The following is a 24,129-nucleotide window of genomic DNA, read 5'->3' as shown; positions in this document are numbered from 1 at the left end:
GCGCTCACGCTCCTCCGCTCACGGCCGCACGGATCGCCGCGATCGTGTCCGCGGTCTCCTCGTGCAGGTGCACCCGGATCCCCATCGCCCGCGCAGCCTCGATGTTCTCCGGCACGTCGTCGACGAAGAGGACGTCCTCGGGCGCGGCAGCGAGCTGGTCGAGTGCGATCCGGAAGGCCTCTGGTTCCGGCTTCGTGACGCCGATCTCGTGGCTGTAACAGATCGGGTCGAACACGGCCGCGAACCCGAATCGTCGCTCCTCTTCCTGACGGGCGCCGTCACCAGAATTGGACAGGATCGCGAGCCCGACCGTCCCGCGCAGACCGGCGACGAACTCGAAGAGCGGCTCGTTCAAGGAGCCGCAGTACGCGTCCCAGAAGTCGGCTCGCATCGACGCGAGCACCTCGGCCGAGGCGCGAAGGGCGGCGCCGATCTTCCCCCAGTACTCGTCGTCGACCCCGGTCCGTCGCGCGGCATCGGGCAGGTCGGCCTCCGACAACCGCGAGGAGAACTCCTCGTCCGTCATGCCGAACGCAGCCGCCCACCGCGTGCGGAACTGCGCGGGCCATGCCGCGTCGTCGACCATCTCGAGCACGCCACCGACGTCGAGCAGCAGCCACCGCACCCCAGCGCCGGTCATGAGGAGACCCCGTCGAGTCGACGGATCATCTCGAGCTCCCGCTCGTCGGGCGCGAGGACGTACGGCTCGGTCGCCCCGGTCAGCTCGTACCCGCGTCGGGCGTAGAAGGCCTGAGCCCGCAGGTTGCGCTCGTGCACGTGGAGACGGAGCGTGGTGCCGTGGCCGGAAGCCCACGCCTCGATCGCGTCGAGCAGCGCATCGGTCACGCCGGCCGCACGGCCTCGGTGCGACGGCGCGACGTACACCCCGACCAGCAACGGTCCGGTGGCGGTGTCCGGGATGAACGCCCCCATCGCACCGACCCAGCGGCCGTCGGCGTCGATCGCCACGAGCGAGGTCCCCCCGACGTCCTGACCTCGGCGACCCCGCGCACGCCATTCCGTCTCGTCGTGCTGCTCGGCGTCCGCCAGGTGCTCCGCGTAGGCCATCGGGGTGTCCTGGATCATCTCCAGGCGGAGCGCTCGGACGGCTTCCCAATCAGCCTCGGTCGTCGGTCGGATCGTGATCCCCTGCATGGACCGAGCGTAGGACAGACAGCCGTCGGCGAAACTCGTCCGAACGGATTCCAATCGACTTGGGGCAGGGCGCCGAATCACCTGCACAGACCGGGAACCACCCGGAGCGCTCACCAGCCGCACATTGCTGGTTCTCCACCCTGCACCAGGGTGTGTTCGGCGCGCACACAGCAGCCGCGCCGAGCGCGACACCTCAGCAAAGGACAGATCACCATGCGCAAGAGCCTGAAGACCTCCATCACCCTCGCCACGACCGGCGCCCTCGTGCTCGGCGGTGCCGCGTTCGGCATCTCCTCCGCCCAGGCCTCGACCCCCCAGGTCCACACGGTCTCGTCGTCGTCGTCGAAGATCCCCGCACCCGTCGCCTCGGTCCCCGAGGTCCTCGGTGGTTCCACCGCCGTGAAGCTCGACTCCGGCTTCACCGACGCCCTCACCGCCCTCAAGCTCACCCCCGGCGTCTCCGGAGACGCGACCCTGGCCGACGGGTCGGTGTCGTTCCCGATCACCGCCGGGTCGGTCACGTACTGGTCGCCGGACGGCAACTACAAGCCCTACGTGCAGGGCCTGCTCAACCACGACGACTCCGGCCTGACCCTGAAGGCCGGCGACACCACCGTCACGCTCGAGAACTTCGTCGTGAACCCGGGCTCCTCCAAGCTCTACGGTGACGTCCTGGTCAACGGCAAGGTCGCCGCGTCCAACGCGTACCTGTTCGAGCTCTGGGGCGGCTCCCTCAAGCCCCTCCAGCTCGAGGGCGACAACGCCATCCTGACCGGCACCACCGTCCACGTCTCCGAAGACGCCGCCGGCCTGCTGAACAAGACCTTCGGCACCGACGCCGTCAAGCGCGGCCTCCTCGTCGGCACCGCCACCATCACCGCACAGATCAAGTAACACCCCACGTACTCCGGCTGTGCATGGCAGACCGGAACGGCCAACGCCCCGTCGCTCGCGACGGGGCGTTGCTCGTGCGTGGAGGCGCCGGGTCAGCGAGCCCGCGCTCGGTACGCACCTGGCGCAGTTCCACAGGCGCGGGTGAAGTGCACGTAGAAACTCGACTGCGACCCGAATCCTGCGGCGTGCGCGATCTCCGACGTCGTCATGGACGTCGTCGCGAGCAACCGCTGCGCCTCGGCCACCCGGCACCGTGTCAGGTACTCGACGATCGTGGTGCCGACGTCCTGTCGGAACACCGACATCGCGTAGTGCGGGTGCAGGTGCGCGGCCGCTGCGACGTCAGCGACGTCGATCGGTTCCCGGAACCGGTCGACCACGAACCGCACCATGTCGATCACCCGGTGCATGGCATCCGCGGTGCCGTGCCCGCCGCCAGGCCGCAGGTCAACGGCGTCGCGGTGGTGCCGGAGCAGGCGACGCACGAGCGCCTGCGCCTCGAGGTTGGCGATGATCTCCGCACCGTCGTCCTCGAAGTCCCGCTGCCACGACCCGAGCATCGACTCGACGTCACGCCCGGCAGCTGCGGTCGGTACGACGACCGGGCGGTTCAGGAGCATCGCTCCGAGGTCGTGGTCGGGCAGTCCCCACGCGAGCACCTCGGCCAGCGGGATGTGCACCCAGCGGAACTCGCCCGTGCCGGTGCCGTCACCCACGAGCTGGTGCGGGGTCCAGCCCCAGAACAGTGCGATCTCGCCCGCGTGCACGCTGACCGGGGCTCCGCCGAACCGGTAGTCCAGGTGCCCGTCGAGCACCAGGTTCATCTCGAGGTCGTCGTGCCGGTGGGACGACGCCATGAGCGGGGCCGGGCCGCGGTGGCTCCAGTACGCCGCTTCCATCGTCTCCACGTCGAGCACGATGTCGAGACTACGTCAGAGCCCCTCGGTACTCGGGCGGCGATGCGAGCCCAGCGCCTCCTTGTCCCACGCCGTCACGGACGCGAGACCTCGGGCGGCACGTTCCTCATCGAGGAGCTGTTGCACCACCTGGCTCTTCGCGGCCGTGTAGGCACGACCGTCCGACGATCGCGCTGCTCGGGTCTTGACCTCCCGGTACCGCGCAACGGCGGTCGGGTCGCTGAGCAGTTTGTCCCGGAAGAGCCGTTGGTTGCATTCGTCCCACTGGTCCGAGGCGAAGGCGTGGAGGATGTGGGTCCTCGCCCCGTCCCGCTCTCGGGTGTACACCCCGTGGTTCTTCGGACCGGAACGGTGCTGCGTGTAGCCCGTCGCCGCGAGCAACGGGCCGAGCGCCGACGGATCCGTGTCGACTGCGACCTGGACCGCGATGTCGATGACCGGCTTCGCTTCGAGGCCCGGGATGGCCGTGCTGCCGATGTGTTCGATCGCGAGCACGCGTTCTCCGAGCGCGGCGACGAGCCGCGACGCCTCACGCTGGTAGTCCGCCTCCCAGGAGTCGCGGTGTGCTTCCAGCTGCACCGCGGGATGCTCTCCCACGGACCGGATCGTGGCCATCGCCGCTGGCCACAGCGCGTCCAACCGCGGTCCCCACGGATCCGCCATCACGCCGCTCTGACGGAGTTCGACCACCTCGGACGCGGGGAGCCACTTCCAGGCCATGACCTCGGCCGGAGCTGGCCGCACGGTCGAGCCGGCAGGTTCCCCAACGGTGAAGAGGTCCACCAGCGCAGAGTCCTCGGTGAAGCGCCCGACCCATTGCAGCGCGTCGGGTGCGACCTCGAGGGCGGTCTCCTCGCGCAGTTCACGGCAGGCCGCCGCTGTCCCCGACTCGCCGGCGAGCGCGCTCCTCCGGGGAACTCCCACCCGTACGCGAACTCCTTCGTCGGAGCTCGTTGCGTGACGAGGACGGTCCCGTCGGCGCGGTGGACGCAGACCGTGACCACGAGGTGGAAGGACCCGGCGGGCCAACCGCTGTCGCCTCGCCGGAACGTCGTGCCCGTCGCTCCACCGCCTGCATCGACCACGTCCCACCACTCGTCCACGACCGCCAGCGTACGACGACCGTCGCGACCCGGGTCGTGCCAGCGGGTGACTCAAGATCGCCGAGACCCCGTAGCGACGACGGCGACCAGACCGCTCCAGTCGGCGTGGTAGTCCTCGTCGACGGCCGCACGGCTCTCCGCGTAGACAGAGGCGACTCGCAACGCCAGGGAAGGGCTCAGCGCTCCGGACAGTGCCGTCTGGCTCTCGGCCGCGGCGAGGTCCGTCGCGGTGCCGAACCGGTGGTGCACGGTCCCCTCCCGCTGGTCTGCGAGGAGCATGCTGTGCACGAGCGCCTCGCGGACCACCCCGAGCACGAGGTGCAGCCCGATGACGTCCGCTCCGCGTCCGAACCGTGTGGCGGCCAGTACGAGGTCGAACCGCTGACTGTTGTCCGGAGGCTCCGGAGGAAGCTCGAGCGTCGCGCCTCGCGTCGCGAGGTCCACGCGGCGGCCGTCCGCGAGCACGATTCGAACGTGCTGCACTCCGTCGTCGAGGGTGCTCTGCCACGCCCACGGTTCACCGCCGAGGAGTGTCCGCGCGTCGACGTCCGCAACGAGATCGAGCTCGACGGCGAGGTCGCTCCACCGGTCCAGCTCGTCGGGCGTGAGGACGGAGCCGTACGGACGGACCGCGCCGACTGCCGGCGCCGCTTCGATCCGCGCCAGGAGTGACTGCTGCCAGTGCATCACCGAACCCTACGAGCTCCGGCCGAGTCAGGAACGCCACAAGCCGGACCGATCCGAGGATCCTGGAACCCCACCGTCCGAAGCCGGAGGACCGCACACCCCCGCGCTTCCTACCGTCGACACATGACCAAGATCACCATCATCGGCGCCGGCGGCTTCGTCTTCCCCTTCCGGCTCATCGGCGACCTCGTCTCCTTCCCCGCCCTGCAGGACGCGACGTTGCACCTCATGGACCTCGACGCGGGTCGGGTCGCCCGCACCGCGACGGCCGCCCGCGAGCTCGTCGCCCACCACGGCCTCGGCGTGGAGGTCCTCGACACCACGGACCGGCGTGCGGCCCTGGCGGGTGCGGACGTCGTCATCATCACGTTCCAGGTCGGCGGCGTCGAGTCGTACAAGTGGGACGTCGAGATCCCGCGCAAGTACGGCATCGACCAGGCGGTCGGCGACACCGTCGGCCCGGGTGGCGTCTTCCGGTTCCTGCGGTCGGTGCGCGCGTACGAGGACATCGCCCGCGACGCCCTCGAGCTCTGCCCGGACGCCCAGTTCATCAACTACGCGAACCCGATGGCGATGGCCACGGCGTTCCTCAACGCGAAGGGGCTCCGGACGGTGGGGCTCTGCCACAGCGTGCAGGGCACGACCCGCATGCTGGCGCGCACGCTCGGCGTGCCGTACGACGAGGTCGAGTTCGTCAGCGCCGGCATCAACCACCAGGCGTGGATCCTCGAGTTCACGCGACGCAACGGCGAGGACCTGTACCCGCGTCTGCGCGAGGTGATGACGGCGAAGCACCAGCGCGGCGTCGCGGCGTCCGACCTGCACGACGACGACGGCGACCACAGCGAGGCGGCTGCCGCGGCGAGCAACTACGAGGGCGGCAACGAGCAGGTCCGCACCCAGCTGATGCGCTCGTTCGGGTACTTCGAGACCGAGTCGAGCCACCACGCCAGCGAGTACGTGCCGTACTTCCGCAAGGACCCGGAGACGGTGCTCGAGTACATCCCGGAGCGCTGGGACTACTACGAGATCTGCCTGGCGCACGACGAGCAGGGCGACGTGGACACCCAGCTCGAGAAGCTCAAGGCCGACCTGACGCCGAGCGTCGAGTACGGCGCGAGCATCGTGAACGCGATCGTGACGGGCGTCCCCGCGGTGGTCTACGGCAACGTCCCGAACGCCACGGGAGTCATCCAGAACCTGCCGTCCGACGCCTGCGTCGAGGTCGCGTGCCTGGTCGACGGCAAGGGGTGCAGCCGACGTCGTTCGGTGAGCTCCCGCCGCAGCTCGCCGCGATCAACCGCACGAACACGAACGTGCAGACCCTGGCGGTGCGCGCTGCGCTGACGGGCAACGTCGAGCACGTCCACCACGCGGTGGCTCTGGACCCGCTGACGGCGGCGCACCTGACGCTCGACCGCATCGCCGAGATGACCGACGAGCTCCTGCACGCCCACGCGGCGCTGCTCCCCGAGTCGTTGCGTCCGGCGGACGCGGTCACCGCGGCACCGGTGGCCGGCCGGGAGGCCCGCCCCGCGCTCGTCTGAACCGTCGCGCCCGACGTGGGGTCGGGTCCAGGACGCGACCCCACGTCGGACGCGCGGCGTCCCGTGTGCGCACCCCGCGCCTCCCGGCCGACCTGAACGGCACCACGACCTCAAAGGAGAGGACCATGCCGACCCGACCATCCCCCAGCTCGCCAGACGGGGTTCCTCGCCCTCGCCGGCATCTCGCTGACCGGCGCGCTGGCAGCGTGCGCCGGTGGCGGCACGACCGGCCGCGGCGGGACGAAGCACATCCGCCTGTCCACCTGGAACATCCCGACGGACATCACGAGCTACCAGGCGATCGCCGACGAGTTCGTCGCGGCGCACCCTGGCACGAGCGTCGCCGTCGAGGTGACCACCGGGCAGTTCCACCAGTGGTTCATCACCCGGCTCGCCGCCGACCTGGCGCCGGACGTCATCCGGATCACCCCGCAGCAGATCGGTCGGTACGCCGCGAACGGCAGCTTGGTCGACATCTCGGGGTCCGTCCCGGCGGACTACCGGCAGGACTACAGCGACCCGTTCTGGGCGATCGGCGCGCGGGACGACGGCGTGTACGGCGTCTTCCAGCACACCGACAACTTCATCACCTACTACAACCGCGACGTCATGGAGCAGATCGGCGTCACGCCACCGCAGGCACTGGCCGACGCGTGGACGTGGGACGAGTTCCTCGACGTCGCGCAGGAGGTCAAGCAGGTCACCGGCAAGTACGCGTTCGGGTACGGGTGGTCGTCGCCCGAAACGGCGTACCGGTGGCTGCCGCTGGTCCACCAGAACGGCGGCGCGTTCCTCGGCGAGGACGGTGCCACCCCGTCGATGGACACCCCGGAGGCGATCGACGCCCTGGCCTTCGGCCGGAAGTGGTACGCCGAGGGACTCGCGACGACGGGCAACCTCAGCAAGAGCGGCGGCGGCGACGTCTCGCGGAACCTGTTCCTGACGGGGCAGATCGGCATGATGCTCAACAACCCGGAGTCGATCGCGCAACTCGACACCGACATGCCGGACAACTGGGGCACGGCCCCGATGATCCGGAACGTCGGGGAGGCGAGCGACCTGGGCGGCAACGCCCTGGCCGTCACGAAGTCGAGCAAGCACCCGGAGCTCGCGGCCGAGCTCGTGGCGATGATCACGTCGCGGTCGAAGATGCAGCAGTTCTGCCACGACGGCAACTGGCTGCCGGCCCGGAAGTCCCTCGACGCGAAGGACATCGGGTACGCCGCGAACACCGACACGATGCAGCGGTTCATCGACCAGGGGACGACGATCCCGCTCTCGATGGTGAAGGCCGAGAGCGGCGAGTACTTCAGCTCGCTCAACGCGGTGTTCGCCGACTACCTCGACCTCTGCCTGCTCGGGCAGCTGAGCCCGAAAGAGGCCTCGAACCAGATGATGGAGGCGATGCGCAGTGTCACTGCGAACTGAGACCGCGCCGGTCCGCACGACGGCGTCCACCGCCCCACCGACCGGTGGGCTCCCCGCTGGCGGCGGCGCCCGCCGGAGCCGGGGCCGCTTCGTCCCGTACGTGTTCATCGGCCCCGCGGCGCTGCTGTTCCTCGGCTTCTCGCTCATCCCGATCATCACGGCGATCGCGCTGAGCTTCCAGGACTCCAGCACCTCGCTCGGCGACGGCACCTGGGTCGGCGGGAAGAACTTCGTCGACATGGGCTCCGACCCGCTCATCGGCACGGCGCTGCGGAACACGCTCGTGTTCACGCTCGGCACCGTGCCCACCTCGATGGCGATCGGGCTCGCCCTGGCGGTCGCCCTGAACCGGCCGCTGCCCGGCCGCTCGGTGTTCCGCGCCCTGTTCTTCGTGCCGATGGTCGCGGCCGGCGTCGTGGTGGGCGTCATCATGTCGTGGATCTTCAACGGCGACTACGGCGTCGTGAACAACCTGCTCGAAGCGCTCGGCATGGGGCGCGTGCCCTGGCTGACCGCTCCGGGCTGGGCGATGGCGACCCTGGTGGTCGTCGTGGTCTGGACCCGGATCGGCTTCTGCATGGTGATCTACCTCGGCGCGCTGCAGTCCGTGCCGGCCGAGCTCAAGGAGGCCGCGGCGATCGACGGCGCCTCGCGCTGGGTGCGGTTCCGGACCATCACGTGGCCGCTGCTCCGCCCGACGACGTCGATCCTGCTCATCCTGAACGTCGTGTTCTCGTTGCAGGCCTTCGACGTCATCTACGTGATGACCGGCGGTGGCCCCGGGTTCTCGACGACCGTGCTGATCCAGTACGTGTTCCGGTCCGCGTTCATCGATGCCCGGATGGGCTACGCCGCGGCACTCGGACTGGTGCTCGTCGCGATCCTGCTCGTGTTCACGCTGCTCCGGCAGCGCGCCAACCGCAAGGCGGAGGAGATGCTCTGATGGCCGTACTCGAATCGCGTGTCGGTCCCGGGCGGGCCCGCCCCCGTCGCGCCGGCGTCCCTCGCCGTCGTCCCGGCCGGTGGCTGCTCGTCGCGGGGCTCACCGCCCTGGCGATCCTGATGGTGTTCCCGCTGTACTGGATGGTCGTCTCGGCGCTCACCCCCGGCGGGCAGTCGCAGAGCGGCACGTTCTCGCTGTTCCCGACGCGGCCGACGTTCGAGAACTACACGCAGGTGTTCAGCACGCAGCCGGTCTGGCGGTGGCTCGGCAACTCGGCGCTCATCACCAGCGTCGGCACCGCGTTGAGCGTCGTCGTGTCGCTGATGGCCGGGTACGCCCTCGCCAAGTTCCGGTTCGTGGGCCGGGGGCTGCTGTACTCGGCGTTCCTCGTCACGATCATGATCCCGATCCAGGTCACCCTGGTGCCGAGCTTCCTGGTCGTCGCGAAGATCGGCCTGGTCGACTCCCCTGGGCGGTGATCCTGCCGACCGTGTTCGACGTCGTCGGGATCTTCATCGCCCGGCAGTTCATGCTCGGGGTGCCGGACGCCCTGATGGAGGCCGCTCGGCTCGACGGCGCCGGCGAGTTCCAGACGTTCTTCCGGGTGGTGCTGCCCTCGTGCGGCCCCCTGGTCGGGGTGCTCGTGATCCTCGGCTTCATGACCCGGTGGAACGACTTCCTCTGGCCGCTCGTCGTGCTGCAGGGCAACGAGAACCTGACCGTGCCGGTGGCCCTGTCGACGCTGACGAACAACCCGGCGTTCAGTTCACCGTGGGGTGCCGTGATGGCCATCGCGACCGTGACCGTGCTGCCGCTGCTCGTGGTGTTCCTGGCGTTCCAGCGCCAGTTCGTGCAGGGCATCGCCTCGACCGGCATCAAGTAGCCCGCCGGCGCGGCGCGGCGCGCGCCGCGGCGCGGCGCGCGGCGTACCTGGCGGAATCGGGCGTACCTGCCCATTTCTTTCGACCAGGTACGCCCGATTCCGCACACCAGCGCAGTGGACATGGGAAAGAAACGACGGGAGGCACGGTGCCAGCTGGCACCGTGCCTCCCGTCCGTCGTCCGCGTCAGCGGATGATCGAGATGTTGTCCGCCTGCGGGCCCTTCTTGCCGGGGCCCACGTCGTACTGCACGTGGTCGTTCTCCTCGAGCGACCGGTAACCGGTCGTCGCGATGATGCTGGAGAAGTGGGCGAACAGGTCCTCGGACCCGTCGTCGGGGTGGATGAAGCCGTACCCCTTGGCGTGGTCGAACCACTTCACGGTGCCGGTCGGCATGGTCGACAGCACGGCGTCAGTGGATGCGCAGTTGCGCGACCATCGGGCAGGCGAACGGGTCACGGGCAGCGAGCCCGACCCGGTTCAGGTACCGGACGACGATGCCGTAGGAGCGCAGCAGGGTGGTCTCGGTGTAGGGCACGTCGAGCGTGTCGCAGTGGTCGCGGACGAGCAGGCGAGCCTGCTTCAGCGCCGGGCGGGGCATCGACGGGAACAGGTGGTGCTCGACCTGGTAGTTCAGGCCGCCCATCAGGAACGAGACCCACCAGCCGCCGCGGATGTTGCGCGACGTGCGGACCTGGCGCGAGAAGAAGTCGACCTTGGCGTCGTGCGCGATGGTCGGCATGCCCTTGTGGTTCGGGGCGAACGATGCGCCCATCATCACGCCGAACACGGCGAGCTGCACACCGAGGAACGCGCAGGCCATGCCGAACGGCAGGAACCAGAACACGACCGTCAGGTAGATGCCGAAGCGCGCGACGAGCAGGGCGGCCTCGAGCCAGCGGTGCTTGACGTCGGCCTTGGTGCCGTTGCCGGTGACGATGCTCTGCACCGCGTACCGGTGGAGGTTCAGGCCCTCGAGCGTCAGCAGCGGGAAGAACAGCCAGCCCTGGAACCGCATGAACGTCGTCATGAGCGGACCCTTGACCGCCGCGGCGTCCTCCGGCAGGAACCGGATGCCGTCGGGTGCGATGTCGGGGTCCTTGCCGACGGTGTTCGGGTTGCCGTGGTGGCGGGTGTGCTTGTTCATCCACCACGAGTAGCTGAGGCCGACCAGGAAGGTGCCGAGCCAGCGGCCGGCGTGGTCGTTCCACTTCTGCGAGGCGAAGACCTGGCGGTGCGCGGCCTCGTGCGACAGGAACGCGAACTGCGTGAAGATCACGCCGAGTGCGCCGGCGACGATCAGCTGGAACCAGGAGTCACCGAGGAACGCGAACGCGACCCATGCGAGCGCGAAGGTGACGATGAGTGTGCCGAACAGCGACCAGTAGAACCCGGTGCGGCGGCGGAGGAGTCCGTTCTCCTTGACCTGCGCGAGCAGAGCGGAGTAGGTCGAGGTGCCCTTGGGGCTTCCTGTTCCTGGACGAGTACGTGTGTAGCCCGGAGCGAGCGGAGTGGTGGTCAAGTGGACCAACCTTCCGGTGCGGACCGGCCCTTCGACCGGTTCGTGGTAGTTCACGCGATTGCGCTTGGTGCGACCCTAGGGCCTGAAGGTGCGATTCCACCTGACAATCAGCCTGCCCACTACGGTGATCGGATGGGCAAGGTCACGCTGCAGGACGTCGCCGTGCACGCCGGCGTCTCGATGAAGACCGTGTCCAACGTCGTGCGCGGCTACCAGCACGTCAGTCCGCCGATGCGCGACCGGGTGCAGGCCGCGATCGACGAGCTCGGGTACCGCCCGAACGTCTCCGGACGGTCGCTCGCCACCGGCCGGTCGAACATGCTCGCGTTCGCGTTCCCCGACCTCCGGCGGCCGTACTTCGCCGAGCTCGCGCACGTGTTCTCCCGCGTCTGCGCGCAACGCGGGTACCAACTGCTGCTCGAGGAGACCCTCGGCGAGGCCGACGGCGAGCGCTCCGCTGTGCGCGGTCGCGAGGCCGGGGTGGTCGACGGCGTCGTCATCCACCCCCAGGTCCTGACCCCCGAGGCGATCGACCGGATCCGCGGGGACACCGCCGTGGTGTTCCTCGGCGAGGACGTCCGCCCTCAGTACTCCGACCAGGTGGTCATCGACAACGCGGCCGCGGCGGCGCAGGCCGTCGCGCACCTCGTCGCGCTCGGTCGCCGACGCATCGGCTTCTTCGGGCACGAGACCGGCCCGGAGTCCAGCACCTCTGGCGTGCGGCTCCACGGCTACCGGGCCGGGCTGGCAGCCGCCGGTCTGCCGGTCGACGACGCGCTCCTGGTCCCCCGCGAGGTCGGTGACGCCGCAGGTGCCGAGACCGCGTTCGGTCGGGCGCTCGATGCCGGGCTCCGGGTCGACGCACTGCTCTGCCGCGACGACCTCGCCGCCCTCGGGGTCCTGCGCGCGATGCGGTTGCGTGGACTCGACGCTCCGCGGGACATCGCGGTGGTCGGGTGGGACGCGATGGGACTCGGGTCGAGCCTGGTGCCGAGCCTGACGTCGGTCGCGCCGGACACCGTCGCGCTGGCGGACACCGCCCTCGACCTGCTGCTCGAGCGGATGGACGGCTCGGAGGTACCGGGCCGGCTGGTCACGGTCGGGCACCGGCTGCTGGTGGGCGAGAGCGCGCCGTTCCCCGACGGCTCGGTCGACCGCGGGCAGGCGCAGGGCCAGGGCCGAGTCTCGGCCTGAGCGACACTCCTCGTGGCGATCCGCCCGAGGAGTGTCGCCCAGCGCGAGCCTCGGGGCCGCTCCTCCGAGACTCGGCGCAGCATCAGCGCTCGCCCGGGTGCACGCTCCCCAGCAGCTCGACGACGACGGCACGCAGCGCCTCGGGCAGGTCGACGGTGCCCAGTTCGACGATCCGGTCGGCGCGCGGCAGGTCCTTCGACACGATGTCCCACGCGGTGAGCTTCTCGGCGTTGCCGGCCTGTGCGCGTTCGAGGGCGCGCCGGACCGCTTCGCGGGCGTCGACGCCGACCACCGGCGACCCGGTCAACGTGACCGCTCCGCCCGCAGTCGACTCCACGGTCAGGTTGACCGAGAACCGGTCCTCGTCACGAGCGGACACGACCTGCCCGTCCGCGGGGGCGGCGAGGAACGTGATCCGCCAGTCGCGACGGGCCGGGACGACGTCGACCGCGCCCGTGGTGGCGTGCACGCGGAACTCGGCGAGCGCCGCGTCCCACGTCAGACGGGTCTCGGCACTGCGGCCGGTGTCGCCGGCGGGGTCCTCCTGGTCCTCGACCAGGGTGAACGACCCGGAGGCACCGGGGGCGACGAGGACCTCGAAGGCGGTCGGGTTCGCGGTGGCGTCGAGTTGGTCCTCGGCGGCGAGGGCAGCAACCCGCCCGCGCGCAGCAGCACCGGCACGCTGTCGAGGGTGCGGTGCAGGTCGACGAACCGGTCGCCGGCGTACACGGTGCCGGTGAACACGTCGGTCCAGGTCCCCGGCGGCAACCAGGCCCGTGCGGTCCCGTGCAGGGTGACGGGGTCACGCGGTTCGACGATCGGGGCGACGAGCAGTTCGGACCCGAAGGCGTACGTGTTCGGCACCCGGTACGCCTCGTCGCGCCGTGGTTCCAGGTGGTACAGCGGGCGGACGAGCGCGGTGCCCTCGGCGGTCCGGTGGTTCATGGTGTGCAGGTACGGCACCAGGCGGTGACGGACGCGCAGGGCCTCCCCCATCGCGGTGCGCGGCTCGGCGGGGAACACCCACGGTTCCTTGCGGATGAACGGGTTGTTGGCGGAGTGCAGCCGCATGATCGGCGAGAACACCCCGAACTGCACCCAGCGCGTGGCGAGCTCGTCGTCGCGGACCCCGCGGGTGTGGCCGCCGATGTCGTGACTCCACCAGGGGTAGCCGATGTTCGCGGCCGTGGCGGTGAACTCGGGCTGAAACGCCAGCGACGCCCAGGACACGACGGCGTCGCCGGAGAACCCGACGGCGTACCGCTGGCTGCCGGGGCCGGCGTAGCGCGAGAAGGTCATCCCCTGGTCCGCCGAGCGCGCCGAGTCGAGCAGGTGGAAGTGGTTGAGCAGCCAGAGCGGGTCGACGCCGGGCAGACCGCTCTCACTGCCCTGCTGCCAGTCGATCCACCAGAAGTCGACGCCCTGCGCCTCGAGCGGTCGGTGCAGCTGGTCGAAGTACGCCTGCAGGAACCGTCGGTCGGTCGGGTCGAACGGGATCGGCTGCTCGGTCGCCGGGTCGATCCCCATCGCCTCGGCCATCGCGGGGTAGGCGTCCTCGAACGCCCGGACGCCGTCGGCGGGGTGCAGGTTGAGCGTCGTGCGCATCCCCCGCCGGTGCAGTTCCGCCAGGAAGGCCCGCGGGTCGGGGAAGAGCGACGGCTCCCACGAGTAGCCGGTCCAGCCGTCACCGAACTGCGGCGGTACGGAGTCGACGCGGTGCCAGTCCATGTCGATGACCGCGACCGAGAACGGCAGGCGTTCCTCGGCGAACCGGTCCACGAGCTCCAGGTACGAGGTGTCGCTGTACGGGTGGTAGCGGCTCCACCAGTTGCCGAGCGCCCACCGGGGCAGGCGCGTGGGGGCGCCGGACACCTGGTGGAAGGCCCGGAGGGCGCCGTCGAAGTCGCGACCGAACGCGAACACCGTGACGTCCCGGCGACCGGGCACACGCGTGCCGATCCAGCCGTCGTCCTCGAACAGGAACGACTCGCTGTCGTCCAGCGCGGTGATGCCGTCGCGGGCCAGGATGCCGGGTTCGAGCGGCATCCGGCCGTCGACGTCGTCGAGGGTGCGGCCGGTGCCGCCGAGGTCACGGGGTTCCTGCCCCCAACGCCAGCGGTTCGCGTCCGGGCCGATGGTCTCGACGACCAGGCCGCTCGGGCTGAACGGACGGCCGTCGTAGCGGAGCCGGGCACGGTCGGTGGTGACGACGACGCCACCTTCGCCGTCGCGCTCCACGGTGAACGCCGGCACCGGCAACCGCCGCCGGATCGCGAACGTCGACGCGCGGTCCTCGAACCCGCCGTCGTCGCTCCACTCGATGCGGAACGTGCCGGCGTCCAGCACGGTGATCCGCCAGTGTTCGCCCGTGACGGCGGCCGCGGGGTCGGCGATCGGGTCGGATCCGGGGAACGGGCGGATCGTCGGGAGTGCGGTGGTGGTCATGGTCACGTCGTACCCCTCAGCTCTTGACCGCGCCCTGTGTCACGCCGCTGATGACCCAGCGCTGCGCGAACAGGTAGACGATGATCGTCGGCGCCATGGCCATCAGGTACGAGGCGAAGGCGACGTTGTAGTTCGTGCCGAACTGGCTCTGGAAGATGTTCTGCACCACGGGCAGGGTCTGCAGGGTCGGGTCGGCGGTGATGAGCGACGGCATCATGAAGTCGTTCCACGACGCCAGGAACGCGAAGATCCCGACGGTGGCGTTCATCGGTCCGAGCAGCGGCAGGATGATCCGCCAGAAGATCTGCCACGTCGAGGCGCCGTCGATGCGGGCGCTCTCCTCGAGCTCGACCGGGATCGACCGCAGGTACGCCGAGTAGAGCAGCACGCTGAACGACAGTTGGAACATGGCGTGCAGGATGCCGACGCCGACCGGGTTGTCGAGGCCCATCTGCGCGGTCAGCTTGATCTGCGGCAGTGCGACGACCGGGAACGGCAGGAACATCGCCGCCAGCAGGTAGACGAACGACCACCGGAAGAACCGCTTGTGCCAGTTCCGGACGATCGCGTACGAGGCGAACGAGCTGAGCAGCAGGGTCGCGACGACGGTGAGCGCTGCGACGCCGAGCGACACCGAGAACGAGACGGGGAAGCGCGTGAGCTCCCAGGCCGACGCGAACGAGCCGGGGTTGAACGGGAACGGCAGCGACAGGGCGTTGCCGTCGACGGACTGTTCGCTCGTCTTGAACGCCATGGCGACGGTGACGTACAGCGGGATGAGGACCGTCAGCGCCGCGAGTCCGAGCACGACGGTCAGGGTCCAGTTCGTGCCGCCGAGGCGTCGCCGGTGCCCTCGGCCCGGTCGTCGCGCGTCGCCGGTGGTCACCGCGCGGGTGTCGGTGGGTGGGCGGGTGTCGATGGCGGTCATGCGAGTCGCAGGTTCCTTCCGCGGGTCGCCGCGAGCTGCAGCACGGAGATGAGGACGGTGATGATGAAGAACACGGTCGCGTTCGCCATCTGGTAGGCGTAGTCGCCGCCGGTGAAGCCGCCGAAGATGGTCATCGCGACACTGCTCGTCGCGCTGCCCGGGCCGCCGTTCGTCAGGCCGACGATGACGTCGTAGGCGCCGAGGTAGCCCTTCACGCCGAGCACGGTGTTGATGACGATGAAGCCGCCGAGCAGCGGGAGCGTGATCGCGCGCAGCTGCTTCCAGCCGGTCGCGCCGTCCAGCGAGCTCGCTTCGTACAGCTCCTCGGGGATCGAGGTGAGCCCGGCGGTGTAGATGAGGAGGGCACCGGGCACGGTCTGCCAGGCGGACACGATCACGATCGCGACCCAGGCCAGGTTCGGGTCGCCGAGGATGCTCTGCTCCAGCGGTCCGAACCCGACGCTCGTGGCCAGCGCCGGCACGGTGTTCGAGAACAGGAAGTTGAACACGTAGGCGACGATGATCCCGGAGATCACCATCGGGATCACGAAGATCGACCGGAGGCCCGCGGCGAACCGGATCTTCTTCGCCAGCGCGATCGCCAGTGTCAGCGCGATGACCTGCGTGACGATCACGGTGACGACGGCGAACCCGAGGGTGAAGCCGTACGACGCGAGGATCGCCGGGTCGGACACGAGCGCCCGGTAGTTCTCGAGCCCGAGGAAGTTCCACTGCCCGAAGCCGAGGTAGTCGGTGAAGCTGTAGAAGATGCCGACGCAGGCGGGTGCGACGACGAAGGCGGTGAACGCGATGAGGGCGGGCACGAGGAACAGGTAGTACATGCCCTCCGTCCGGCGGAGGGAGCCCGGGCGACGCGAACCGGCAGCGCGGTGCGTGCGGGCGGCCGCGGTGGCCGGCCCGGACGTCGCCGGGTCGGTGTCGCGGGAGAGCGGGGTCTGCATGGTCATGGTGGCTCCTGGAGTCCTGGTCCGGCTCAGACCGTCGCCGAACGGCCGGCGAGACGCCGCCAGTCCGAGTCGAGCCGCTGCAGCATCGAGGTGAAGTCCCCGCTCCGGATCGCCGACTGCAGGTAGTTGCCGAGCGGGATCGAGGTGGGGATGAAGGTGCCGGCGCCCTGGTAGAACGCGGCGTCGTCGACGTACTGCTGCAGGCCGGCGAGTCGCTCGTCCTGCTGCGGCGGCGCGTCCTTCGTCGGCGAGTAGGCCAGGTTGTCGCGGTTGTAGGCGTCGATGACCTCGGGCTGCATGAGGAACTCGACGAGCTCCTTCGCTTCGTCCGGGTGCCGCGACGCGGTCGGGATCCACAGGCCGAGGTCGATGTTCACCCGCGCCTGTCGGTCGCCGGGGTCGTTCGAGACCGGCAGTGCGAACGTGCCGACCTCGAGGTCCTTGTCGACCAGCGCGATCTGTCCGAGCGCCCACGGCCCCTGCAGGTACATCGCGGCCTCGCCCTTGCCGAACGCCAGGTTGCCGTCGGCGTAGGCACGCGTGGCGTGGTCGGGGTTGAAGAACGTCGAGATGGTCTTCGCACGCTCCATCGGCACCGCGAAGTCCTTCTCGAACGACACCGAGGAGTCCGGGCCGACGTCGGTGCCGAGTGCCTTCATCTTCGTGAAGAACGACCCGGTGTCGACCAGGCTGCCCACCGAGTAGTCGAACAGCCCCTGCCACAGCGTCCAGGTGTCGCGGTCCGTCGCGTAGATCGGGGTGACGTCGGCCTTCTGGAGCGTCCGGCACACCTCGACGAACTCGTCCCACGTCGTCGGCACGGGCAGGTCGTGGTCGGCGAAGATCCGCTTGTTGTAGATGACCCCGGCGGCGGCGAGCGAGTACGGCAGCACGCTCGTGCGGTCCTCGAACGTCGCGTACTGGTTCGTCAGGGTGGCGATGTCCGGTCGGACCCGTGCCGCCGACGGCAGGTCTCCGAGGTCGCTCAGCACGCCGCGGGAGATGTAGCGCGCGAGTTCGAGGTTGTCGTTGAAGCAGCCGACGTCGGCTGGCTCGCCGCGGACGAACTGTGGCGCGATGGCCGTCGTGCTGTCGTGCACCACGGACAGCCCGGAGTGCCCCTCTCGAAGCGCCGCAGGAGCGCATCGAAGTAGGCGATGACCTCCTGCTTCTGCTCGTAGAACCGCAGCGTCGTCGCACCCTGCCGCCGCGCGCGGTGCTGCGCACCCCGCGAGCGCCATCGTGCCGAGCGCGATCCCGCCGGCTGCTCCGGCGAGGAACCCCCGCCGACTCACGGCCGCGCTGATCGTTCCGGTCCTGCTTCCCACCATCGGGCAACTCCTCGTGCGCGTCGTCGCGCAGGTCCTGTTTACAGCGCTGTAAAACGGAAGTCAACGTTGTAATCGCACCTGACGGGGTGTGCGCGCCCACAAGCGGACGGGAGGCGCGGGTCGCTCCCGCCCCGCGCCTCCCGTCCGCCACGCCTCCGAGACCAGGACCGCGCTCCCGCTTCGTGAGCAGAAATGGTCGGGTCCGTGCGTCCGACCCGACCATTCCTGTTCACGAAGTGCGACGTCAGGTCGCGATCCGAGTCCCTGAGCGGTGCGACTCCGTCGCGGCGTCGGCGAGCAGGAGGGCTCGCCGGCCGTCCTCGAGCGTCGCGCGCGGGCGCTCGTCGCCGCGCGTCACCGCGACGAGGTGGGCGACCTCGGCCGCGTAGGCCTCGCGGTACCGGTCGCCGTAGTGGCTGATGGCGAGGTCGCCCGCACCGACGCCGGCGGCGGTCGACGCGCTGACCGAGGTCGCGGTCCGGTTGCCGACCGCGAGCGTGCCCGCCGGCCCGGACGCCTCGAGCCGCTGGTCGTACCCGGAGGCGTTGCTCCGCGCGTCGACGATCGTGACGAGTGCCCCGCCAGCCGTGGTCAGGGTGACCATCGCACCGGAGACGTCGTCGAGTGCGGCGACCTCGGGGTCGCTCACCTGGCCGACGGCGTGCACCGAGGTGACCTCGCCGCCGAGCCACCGGGCCATGTCGAGGTCGTGGATGGTCATGTCGCGGAACAGTCCGCCCGACACCGGGACGTAGGCGATGGGCGGTGGTGCAGGGTCGCGGCTGACGATGACGAGCTGCTCGAGGGGGCCGATCTCACCGGCCGCCAACCGGTCGTGCAGGGCCGCGAACGACGGGTCGAACCGACGGTTGAAGGCCACGACGACCCGGTCGGCGGCGGCACCGACCGCCGCGATGCAGGCGTCGACCCGGGCGATGTCGAGGTCGACGGGCTTCTCGACCAGGACGGCCTTGTTACCGGCGACCGCCTGCGTGATGTGCGCGGCGTGCAGCGGGTTCGGCGACGCGATGACGACGGCGTCGATCGCCGGGTCGGCGAACGCGGCGTCGACCTCGAGCGCGGCCGCTCCGTGACGAGCGGCGAGCGCCGGTGCTCCGGACCCACCGGCGACCGCGGACAGGACGGCGCCGTCGGTGCGGGCCACGTTGGCGGCGTGCACGGCTGCCATCTTGCCGGCACCGATGATCGCGATGCGGACGTCGGCGGTCACGAGGCGTCGACCCGGATCGCTTCGAGCCCCTCGACCACGAGCGCGTGGTCGTCGTGCATCTCGAGGCCACTGACCCCGACCGCACCGATCAGGCGGCCCTGGAGCAGGAGCGGGAACGCACCGCCGGCCGCCGCGTACTCGTTCGTGTCGAGGGCGCCGTCCCGCTCGAAGCTCCCGCCGGCGGCCAGGTAGGTCGCGCGGACGCGCAGCGACGACTGCCCGAAGTGCCGCACGACGCGGAACTTCCGCTCGAGCCAGGCGTCGTTCAACGCGGCGGCGCCCTCGGTCGCGGCGTGGAAGACACGCTGCTCGCCGAACACGACGGCGAACCCGATGGCGTGGCCGCGGTCGATCGCCGCCTGCCGGACCCAGGAGCCGAGGCGCCACGAGTCGTCGAGGTCGAAGGACGGGAACGTCAGGCGCTGCTCCTCGGCCGCGAGCGCATCGCGCAGGGCGGTCGGGTCGAGGTCGCGGTAGCGGGCACCGTCGGGGTGGGCCATGTTCTCTCCTTCGAGGTGGTCCGGAACGCGTTCTGGAACGTTCCAGAGCACTGAGCGTACCGCTCCCGACACGCCTGAGCGAACGCACAGAGCCGCCGCCAGGCACCATGGAATGCATGCCCAGCACCACCTCCGCTCCCCCGCCCGGCCCCGTCGAGACGACGTCGAAGGTTCGGCGGTGGGTGTTCTGGCCCGCCGCCGTCCTCGTGCTCGGGTTCGTGGCGTTCACGCTGGTGTCGCCGTCGAGCGCCGAGGCGATGTTCGTCGGCCTGCAGGACGGCATCGTCCGGAACTTCAGCTGGTACTACGTGCTCATCGCGGCGTTCTTCGTCGGCTTCTCGGTGTTCGTCGGCTTCAGCAAGTTCGGCGACATCAAGCTGGGCAAGGACCAGGACGAACCGGAGTTCACGACGGGCTCGTGGTTCTCGCTGCTCTTCGCCGCCGGCATGGGCATCGGCCTCGTCTTCTACGGTGTCTCCGAGCCCCTCAGCCACTTCGCCGCACCGCGCCCCGGCGTCACCGGCACCGAGAGCGAGCTCGCGCAGCAGGCCCTCACCCAGACCTTCCTGCACTGGGGACTCCACGCCTGGGCGATCTACGTGGTGCTCGGCCTCGCGCTCGCGTACGCCATCCACCGCCGAGGGCGTCCGGTCTCGATCCGCTGGGCCCTCGAGCCGCTGCTCGGCAACCGTGTGCGGGGCGGCTGGGGCAACCTCATCGACGTCCTCGCCCTGGTCGGCACCGTCTTCGGCGTCGCGACCTCGCTCGGCCTCGGGGTGATCCAGATCGGTGCCGGCCTCGAGAACGCGGGGATCGCCGACAGCGGCATCGTCAGCCAGATCGTCATCATCGCCGCGATCACCGCCGTCACCATCGTCTCGCTCGTCACCGGGGTGGCGAAGGGCATGAAGATCCTGTCGAACTTCAACCTGCTGCTCGCCGCCGCGCTGCTGCTGTTCGTGCTCATCGTCGGTCCGACCCAGTTCCTGCTGCGCGACTTCGTGCAGTCGATCGGCTCCTACCTGCAGAACGTCGTCGGTCTGTCCTTCAACGTCACCGCGCAGCAGGGCGCCGAGGGCGAGGCCTGGCAGGGCGCGTGGACCACCTTCTACTGGGGCTGGTGGATGTCGTGGGCGCCGTTCGTCGGCGTGTTCATCGCGCGCATCTCGAAGGGCCGCACGGTCCGCCAGTTCGTCTTCGGCGTGCTGCTCGTGCCGACCGTGCTCACGTTCCTGTGGTTCGCGGTCCTCGGCGGTGCGGCGATCCACCGCGAGACCGACGGCTCCGGCGGCCTGGTCGGCGCCGACGGCTCGGTCGACGTCGAGGGGTCGCTCTTCACGCTGCTCGGCGACCTGCCCGCCGGTACCGTCCTGGTGTTCGGCGCGATCCTGCTCATCGGCGTGTTCTTCGTGACCTCGTCGGACTCCGGCGCCCTGGTCATGGCGATGATCGCGTCCGGCGGTGACATCGAGCCGAAGAACTGGCTGCGGGTGTTCTTCGCCTTCGTCTCCGCCCTGCTCGCCGTCGCACTGCTGCTGAGCGGCGGACTGGACGCCCTGAAGACCGCGGCGATCACGACGGCGTTGCCCTTCAGCGTCGTGCTGCTGCTCACCTGTTGGTCGACGATCATCGCCTTCACCCGCGAGCGGCGGGCGTACGACAAGGCCGAACGCGAGGTCCTGCTCGAACACGTCGGCGCGTACTACGGGCTCGAGGTCGAGGGGCCGTCAGAGCGCGCGCCGCGGTCCGCGTTCGGTCGGCCGTGGGCAGCCGTGAAGAAGCGCGTGCGCGGCGGGTCCGTGGCGCACCCGGCCGCCACCGCTCTCGACGACTTCCCGATCCGGACGCAGACGGTGTCACCCGACCCGGCGGTCGACGCGAGCCTGGACGACGGGCCGGCCACGGAGAGCGCGCCGCGCCCGACGGACGGATGACGACCGGCTCAGAGGCGCTTCTCCATGCAGTAGCTCGTCGGGTCGTCGGTGTACGGCCCGAACCGCGGGACCTGGCGGTACCCGAGCTTCTCGTACAGGGCGATCGCCGCGACCTGCGGCAAGCCCGTCTCCAGTTGCATCGTCGAGATGCCCTCGGCCAGCGCATGCGCTTCGAGCGCCTGGAGCAGGGCTCGGCCGACCCCGAGTCCTCGAGCGTGGTCGGTGACGAACATCCGCTTGACCTCGCCGGATCCGTCGCGCCGATCAACCAGTGCCGCGGTGCCGACGGCCACGTCACCCTCGCGAGCGACGAACAGCGAGACCCCGTCGGCTTCCAGGGCGTCGACGTCGAGGCCGTAGTAGTTCTCGGCCGGGTACAGGGCGAGGGCGAAGGCATCTCCCTGGCGGAGCAGGCTGAGGACGTCGTCGCTGCGAGGGCTCTCGATCTGGATGGAAGGCACGGCCGATTGTACGAGTTCAGCCGGCCGCTGGGCGTCGTCCCGCCGAGGACTGGAACCGCACCAGGTACCCGTCCGGGTCCTGCACGAGGAACTGGTCCACGCCGGCCTGCTCGCTCCCGACGGCGTACCACTTCGTCTCGGGCTGCATGAAAAGTTCGGTGCCGGCACGGATCAGGGTAGCGGCCAGCGCGCGGCTGTCGGGCACGGTGATCTGGAAGTTCACGCCTCGGCCGAGCGGGCGATCGAGCGGGCCGGTGATCCAGTTCCGACCGACGCCGGCCTGTTCGAGCATGAGGTGGGCAGTGCCGAGGGCGATGTACGCGAAGCGCTCCTCGGGCCGCGAGTAGCGGACCTCGAAGCCGCACAGGTCGCGCCAGAACGCGAGGCTCCGGTCCAGGTCGGCGACGAGGAGTTCGGGGACGAGTGCGGGCTCGGGGGGCATGCTCATCGGAATAGGTCGAGGTGCGGTGTCGCGCCGGGATCGGCCATCTGCGCTTCGGTCTCGCGCACCAGCTCGTCGACGCGGGCTCCCCACTTGCGCATGAAGACCACGCGGACGATACCGATGACAGCCCACAGCACGGCGATGACCCCGCGCCCGATGCCCGCGGGGTCTCCCTGCAGAAAGTCCGGCACGGCGAGCGCGGCCCACAGGATGCCCAGGCTGATCCAGACCCACCCGGTGACCGCGCCCTGCGAGGTCTGGCGGCGCAGGAAGCGCATCCGGATAGCTACCGGGACACCGGTCGGGTCGGCCCCACCGCGCAGCCACCGGTTCATCGCTCGGTACGAGCCGTAGCCGCCGAAGCGCGACCAGCTGCCCAGGATGAGCGCGAAGCCACCTGCGGCGAGGACGGCCACGACGACGAGGACGACCGTGTGGGACATCTCCGGGAAGTGGAGGCCGACCAGCATGAGCCACAGCCCCACGAAGAAGGCGGGGGTGCCGAGGAGCTGCGCCCACCCGATGGCGTCGAGTTGTCTGATGCTCACCATTGCACTCTACGCACGCCCACTACCGCCGTCAGATGCCGGGACAGGCCGCGCCGCACGCTCGCGCCAGCCACGCCCGGGGCACCTCCCCGAGGTTCCATGACATGCCGCGTGCACGTTGTCGAGGTTCCACGGGCAGGCTCCGCGGCGCGTGAGATGCCCGAATATTGGAACCTCGAGCGCGCTCACCAACCCGGCACGGCCACCCGCACCGCGCTGATCCGCCCCGCACGCGTCTGCGCCGTCGTCGCCGGGTCGTAGCTGTCCGCCGTCGCCAGGTAGAGCGTGCGGCCGTCCTCGCCCCCGAGCGCGCAGTCGATCGCGCACAGCCCCGGGGCATCGATCCGGTCCGTGACCTCGCCGCCCTCGAGGACCCGGAGGAACTCCCCCGTGTCGACGGAGCAGACCCAGACGGCGCCGTCGCGGTCGACCGTGCTGCCGTCCGGCGTGACGCCACCGGGCAGCGCTGCCCACTCGCGTCGGCCGGTCAGCGACCCGTCGGGCTCGATGTCGAACGCGGTGAGCCGGCCGCCCCACGTCTCGCTCACCACGAGGGTGCGCGTGCCGGGCAGGACGTTCGCGCTGTTCGGGAACACCAGGCCCTCGGCGGCGAGGCGGAACGAGCCGTCCGGCTCGATCACCCAGAGCGGGCCGGGGCCGAGCTCCTCACCGCCGTACAGGTCGTAGCCGAAGGCCCCGATGTAGGTCCGGCCGGTCGTCTCGTCGACGACGAGGTCGTTCAGGAGCGACGACTCCTCGCCGGACAGGTCGGCGAACACCGACGTCTGGCCACGATCGTCGACGGCGACGACCGTGCGGGACTCCATCGAGCTGACGATCAGTCGCCCGTCGGCGAGCCACCCGAGCCCCGACGACTGGCCCTTGACCGTGGTCTCGAGACGCGGAGCCGCGGTCGAGGTCGGGTCCATCGAGAAGACCTCGCCGGTGTGCATGTCCGAGTACCAGAGCCGCCCGTCGTGCCAACGGTTGCCCTCGGGGAAGCGGATGTCGGTGACGACGTGGGTCGCGGAGTCCAGAGTGATGTGCACGGGCCCCAGCCTGCCAGC

General features: G+C 70.2%; 25 protein-coding genes and 1 pseudogene. 8 read left to right on the top strand and 18 right to left on the bottom strand.

Annotation, left to right across the window (positions count from 1 at the left end; genetic code table 11):
• Positions 1 to 4 precede the first annotated feature (4 nt).
• Together ACZZ0J_RS19640 and ACZZ0J_RS19635 are read right to left on the bottom strand one after the other, a co-directional pair.
• Positions 5 to 640 (bottom strand): HAD-IA family hydrolase, encoded by a 636-nt coding sequence (locus ACZZ0J_RS19640; RefSeq protein ID WP_463438071.1) that lies wholly within the window; start codon positions 638 to 640, stop codon positions 5 to 7.
• Positions 637 to 1,155, bottom strand: coding sequence for an N-acetyltransferase family protein (locus ACZZ0J_RS19635; RefSeq protein ID WP_463438070.1), 519 nt, complete (start codon positions 1,153 to 1,155; stop codon positions 637 to 639). Before ACZZ0J_RS19635 ends, ACZZ0J_RS19640 begins: the two co-directional genes overlap by 4 nt.
• Positions 1,156 to 1,368: 213 nt before the next feature.
• On the opposite strand from ACZZ0J_RS19635, the gene ACZZ0J_RS19630 reads away from it, so the two are divergent.
• Positions 1,369 to 2,049, top strand: a complete 681-nt coding sequence (locus ACZZ0J_RS19630; protein ID WP_131844795.1) for a hypothetical protein — start codon at positions 1,369 to 1,371, stop codon at positions 2,047 to 2,049.
• A gap of 92 nt (positions 2,050 to 2,141) precedes the next feature.
• Here ACZZ0J_RS19630 and ACZZ0J_RS19625 read toward each other — a convergent pair whose 3' ends face one another.
• The 3 genes from ACZZ0J_RS19625 to ACZZ0J_RS19615 all read right to left on the bottom strand — a co-directional run bounded on the left by ACZZ0J_RS19625 (position 2,142) and on the right by ACZZ0J_RS19615 (position 4,756).
• Positions 2,142 to 2,966 (bottom strand): helix-turn-helix domain-containing protein, encoded by an 825-nt coding sequence (locus ACZZ0J_RS19625; protein ID WP_463438069.1) that lies wholly within the window; start codon positions 2,964 to 2,966, stop codon positions 2,142 to 2,144.
• A 15-nt stretch (positions 2,967 to 2,981) separates the two neighbouring features.
• A complete protein-coding gene (locus ACZZ0J_RS19620; protein WP_463438068.1) occupies positions 2,982 to 3,890 on the bottom strand; it encodes a GrpB family protein in 909 nt (302 codons plus the stop codon).
• Between the two features lie 230 nt (positions 3,891 to 4,120).
• Positions 4,121 to 4,756 (bottom strand): hypothetical protein, encoded by a 636-nt coding sequence (locus tag ACZZ0J_RS19615; RefSeq protein WP_463438067.1) that lies wholly within the window; start codon positions 4,754 to 4,756, stop codon positions 4,121 to 4,123.
• 123 nt (positions 4,757 to 4,879) lie between these two features.
• Here ACZZ0J_RS19615 and melA point away from each other — a divergent pair.
• The 5 genes and pseudogenes from melA (at position 4,880) to ACZZ0J_RS19590 (ending at position 9,557) form a co-directional block, all read left to right on the top strand.
• Positions 4,880 to 6,303: pseudogene (gene melA / locus ACZZ0J_RS19610) on the top strand (alpha-galactosidase).
• Positions 6,304 to 6,483: 180 nt separating this feature from the next.
• The gene (locus tag ACZZ0J_RS19605; RefSeq protein WP_463438235.1) at positions 6,484 to 7,731 is read left to right on the top strand and encodes an ABC transporter substrate-binding protein; all 1,248 of its coding nucleotides are present in this window, start codon (positions 6,484 to 6,486) and stop codon (positions 7,729 to 7,731) included.
• A complete protein-coding gene (locus ACZZ0J_RS19600; protein ID WP_131847670.1) occupies positions 7,715 to 8,674 on the top strand; it encodes a carbohydrate ABC transporter permease in 960 nt (319 codons plus the stop codon). The genes ACZZ0J_RS19605 and ACZZ0J_RS19600 overlap by 17 nt, the downstream gene beginning before the upstream one ends.
• Positions 8,674 to 9,153: a carbohydrate ABC transporter permease gene (locus ACZZ0J_RS19595; RefSeq protein WP_463438066.1), complete on the top strand. Its 480-nt coding sequence runs from the start codon at positions 8,674 to 8,676 to the stop codon at positions 9,151 to 9,153. The genes ACZZ0J_RS19600 and ACZZ0J_RS19595 overlap by 1 nt, the downstream gene beginning before the upstream one ends.
• Entirely contained in the window at positions 9,150 to 9,557 is a 408-nt protein-coding gene (locus ACZZ0J_RS19590) for a carbohydrate ABC transporter permease (RefSeq protein WP_333926390.1), read from the top strand. Before ACZZ0J_RS19595 ends, ACZZ0J_RS19590 begins: the two co-directional genes overlap by 4 nt.
• 184 nt (positions 9,558 to 9,741) lie before the next feature.
• Here ACZZ0J_RS19590 and ACZZ0J_RS19585 read toward each other — a convergent pair whose 3' ends face one another.
• Together ACZZ0J_RS19585 and ACZZ0J_RS19580 are read right to left on the bottom strand one after the other, a co-directional pair.
• Entirely contained in the window at positions 9,742 to 9,951 is a 210-nt protein-coding gene (locus ACZZ0J_RS19585; RefSeq protein ID WP_111086735.1) for a cold-shock protein, read from the bottom strand.
• Positions 9,952 to 9,967: 16 nt separating this feature from the next.
• On the bottom strand, positions 9,968 to 11,077 hold the full coding sequence (locus tag ACZZ0J_RS19580) for a fatty acid desaturase family protein (protein ID WP_123313590.1): 1,110 nt from the start codon (positions 11,075 to 11,077) through the stop codon (positions 9,968 to 9,970).
• Between the two features lie 132 nt (positions 11,078 to 11,209).
• Here ACZZ0J_RS19580 and ACZZ0J_RS19575 point away from each other — a divergent pair, with 132 nt between their 5' ends.
• On the top strand, positions 11,210 to 12,271 hold the full coding sequence (locus tag ACZZ0J_RS19575) for a LacI family DNA-binding transcriptional regulator (protein ID WP_123673542.1): 1,062 nt from the start codon (positions 11,210 to 11,212) through the stop codon (positions 12,269 to 12,271).
• A gap of 82 nt (positions 12,272 to 12,353) precedes the next feature.
• Here the strand turns inward: ACZZ0J_RS19575 and ACZZ0J_RS19570 are convergent, their stop codons facing one another.
• From ACZZ0J_RS19570 to ACZZ0J_RS19540, 7 genes are all read right to left on the bottom strand, one after another.
• Positions 12,354 to 12,740: a hypothetical protein gene (locus ACZZ0J_RS19570; RefSeq protein ID WP_463438065.1), complete on the bottom strand. Its 387-nt coding sequence runs from the start codon at positions 12,738 to 12,740 to the stop codon at positions 12,354 to 12,356.
• 29 nt (positions 12,741 to 12,769) lie between these two features.
• Positions 12,770 to 14,716, bottom strand: a complete 1,947-nt coding sequence (locus tag ACZZ0J_RS19565; protein ID WP_463438064.1) for a glycoside hydrolase family 31 protein — start codon at positions 14,714 to 14,716, stop codon at positions 12,770 to 12,772.
• A gap of 16 nt (positions 14,717 to 14,732) precedes the next feature.
• The gene (locus tag ACZZ0J_RS19560) at positions 14,733 to 15,644 is read right to left on the bottom strand and encodes a carbohydrate ABC transporter permease (RefSeq protein ID WP_214546561.1); all 912 of its coding nucleotides are present in this window, start codon (positions 15,642 to 15,644) and stop codon (positions 14,733 to 14,735) included.
• Entirely contained in the window at positions 15,641 to 16,612 is a 972-nt protein-coding gene (locus ACZZ0J_RS19555) for a carbohydrate ABC transporter permease (RefSeq protein ID WP_123673536.1), read from the bottom strand. The genes ACZZ0J_RS19560 and ACZZ0J_RS19555 overlap by 4 nt, the downstream gene beginning before the upstream one ends.
• Positions 16,613 to 16,638: 26 nt before the next feature.
• A complete protein-coding gene (locus tag ACZZ0J_RS19550) occupies positions 16,639 to 17,712 on the bottom strand; it encodes an ABC transporter substrate-binding protein (protein WP_463438063.1) in 1,074 nt (357 codons plus the stop codon).
• Positions 17,713 to 18,187: 475 nt separating this feature from the next.
• Positions 18,188 to 19,174, bottom strand: coding sequence for a Gfo/Idh/MocA family protein (locus tag ACZZ0J_RS19545; RefSeq protein WP_463438062.1), 987 nt, complete (start codon positions 19,172 to 19,174; stop codon positions 18,188 to 18,190).
• Positions 19,171 to 19,674 carry a heme-degrading domain-containing protein gene (locus tag ACZZ0J_RS19540; protein WP_463438061.1) on the bottom strand — a complete coding sequence of 168 codons (504 nt, stop codon included), beginning with the start codon at positions 19,672 to 19,674 and terminating at the stop codon, positions 19,171 to 19,173. The genes ACZZ0J_RS19545 and ACZZ0J_RS19540 overlap by 4 nt, the downstream gene beginning before the upstream one ends.
• Positions 19,675 to 19,781: 107 nt before the next feature.
• Here ACZZ0J_RS19540 and ACZZ0J_RS19535 point away from each other — a divergent pair, with 107 nt between their 5' ends.
• On the top strand, positions 19,782 to 21,608 hold the full coding sequence (locus ACZZ0J_RS19535; RefSeq protein ID WP_463438060.1) for a BCCT family transporter: 1,827 nt from the start codon (positions 19,782 to 19,784) through the stop codon (positions 21,606 to 21,608).
• 8 nt (positions 21,609 to 21,616) lie between these two features.
• On the opposite strand, the gene ACZZ0J_RS19530 is transcribed toward ACZZ0J_RS19535, so the two are convergent.
• The 4 genes from ACZZ0J_RS19530 to ACZZ0J_RS19515 form a co-directional block, all read right to left on the bottom strand.
• Positions 21,617 to 22,069, bottom strand: coding sequence for a GNAT family N-acetyltransferase (locus tag ACZZ0J_RS19530; RefSeq protein ID WP_463438059.1), 453 nt, complete (start codon positions 22,067 to 22,069; stop codon positions 21,617 to 21,619).
• A 16-nt stretch (positions 22,070 to 22,085) separates the two neighbouring features.
• The gene (locus ACZZ0J_RS19525; RefSeq protein ID WP_463438058.1) at positions 22,086 to 22,517 is read right to left on the bottom strand and encodes a bleomycin resistance protein; all 432 of its coding nucleotides are present in this window, start codon (positions 22,515 to 22,517) and stop codon (positions 22,086 to 22,088) included.
• The gene (locus tag ACZZ0J_RS19520; RefSeq protein ID WP_463438057.1) at positions 22,514 to 23,062 is read right to left on the bottom strand and encodes a hypothetical protein; all 549 of its coding nucleotides are present in this window, start codon (positions 23,060 to 23,062) and stop codon (positions 22,514 to 22,516) included. The genes ACZZ0J_RS19525 and ACZZ0J_RS19520 overlap by 4 nt, the downstream gene beginning before the upstream one ends.
• A 185-nt stretch (positions 23,063 to 23,247) precedes the next feature.
• Positions 23,248 to 24,111 (bottom strand): SMP-30/gluconolactonase/LRE family protein, encoded by an 864-nt coding sequence (locus tag ACZZ0J_RS19515; protein WP_463438056.1) that lies wholly within the window; start codon positions 24,109 to 24,111, stop codon positions 23,248 to 23,250.
• Positions 24,112 to 24,129 lie beyond the last annotated feature (18 nt).

Source organism: Curtobacterium sp. AC272 (genome assembly GCF_979258155.1).
The sequence above is the reverse complement of the archived record's forward strand: the minus strand, read 5'-3'. Positions and strand labels throughout refer to the sequence as shown.

Excerpts from the sequence above, each read along its gene's own strand:
- ACZZ0J_RS19615 (WP_463438067.1), bottom strand. The coding sequence starts at position 4,756 with ATGCACTGGCAGCAGTCACTCCTGGCGCGGATCGAAGCGGCGCCGGCA.
- ACZZ0J_RS19575 (WP_123673542.1), top strand. The coding sequence starts at position 11,210 with ATGGGCAAGGTCACGCTGCAGGACGTCGCCGTGCACGCCGGCGTCTCG.
- ACZZ0J_RS19585 (WP_111086735.1), bottom strand. The coding sequence starts at position 9,951 with ATGCCGACCGGCACCGTGAAGTGGTTCGACCACGCCAAGGGGTACGGC.
- ACZZ0J_RS19525 (WP_463438058.1), bottom strand. The coding sequence starts at position 22,517 with ATGAGCATGCCCCCCGAGCCCGCACTCGTCCCCGAACTCCTCGTCGCC.
- ACZZ0J_RS19540 (WP_463438061.1), bottom strand. The coding sequence starts at position 19,674 with ATGGCCCACCCCGACGGTGCCCGCTACCGCGACCTCGACCCGACCGCC.
- ACZZ0J_RS19535 (WP_463438060.1), top strand. The coding sequence starts at position 19,782 with ATGGAATGCATGCCCAGCACCACCTCCGCTCCCCCGCCCGGCCCCGTC.
- ACZZ0J_RS19565 (WP_463438064.1), bottom strand. The coding sequence starts at position 14,716 with ATGACCACCACCGCACTCCCGACGATCCGCCCGTTCCCCGGATCCGAC.
- ACZZ0J_RS19560 (WP_214546561.1), bottom strand. The coding sequence starts at position 15,644 with ATGACCGCCATCGACACCCGCCCACCCACCGACACCCGCGCGGTGACC.
- ACZZ0J_RS19635 (WP_463438070.1), bottom strand. The coding sequence starts at position 1,155 with ATGCAGGGGATCACGATCCGACCGACGACCGAGGCTGATTGGGAAGCC.
- ACZZ0J_RS19555 (WP_123673536.1), bottom strand. The coding sequence starts at position 16,612 with ATGACCATGCAGACCCCGCTCTCCCGCGACACCGACCCGGCGACGTCC.
- ACZZ0J_RS19595 (WP_463438066.1), top strand. The coding sequence starts at position 8,674 with ATGGCCGTACTCGAATCGCGTGTCGGTCCCGGGCGGGCCCGCCCCCGT.
- ACZZ0J_RS19640 (WP_463438071.1), bottom strand. The coding sequence starts at position 640 with ATGACCGGCGCTGGGGTGCGGTGGCTGCTGCTCGACGTCGGTGGCGTG.
- ACZZ0J_RS19630 (WP_131844795.1), top strand. The coding sequence starts at position 1,369 with ATGCGCAAGAGCCTGAAGACCTCCATCACCCTCGCCACGACCGGCGCC.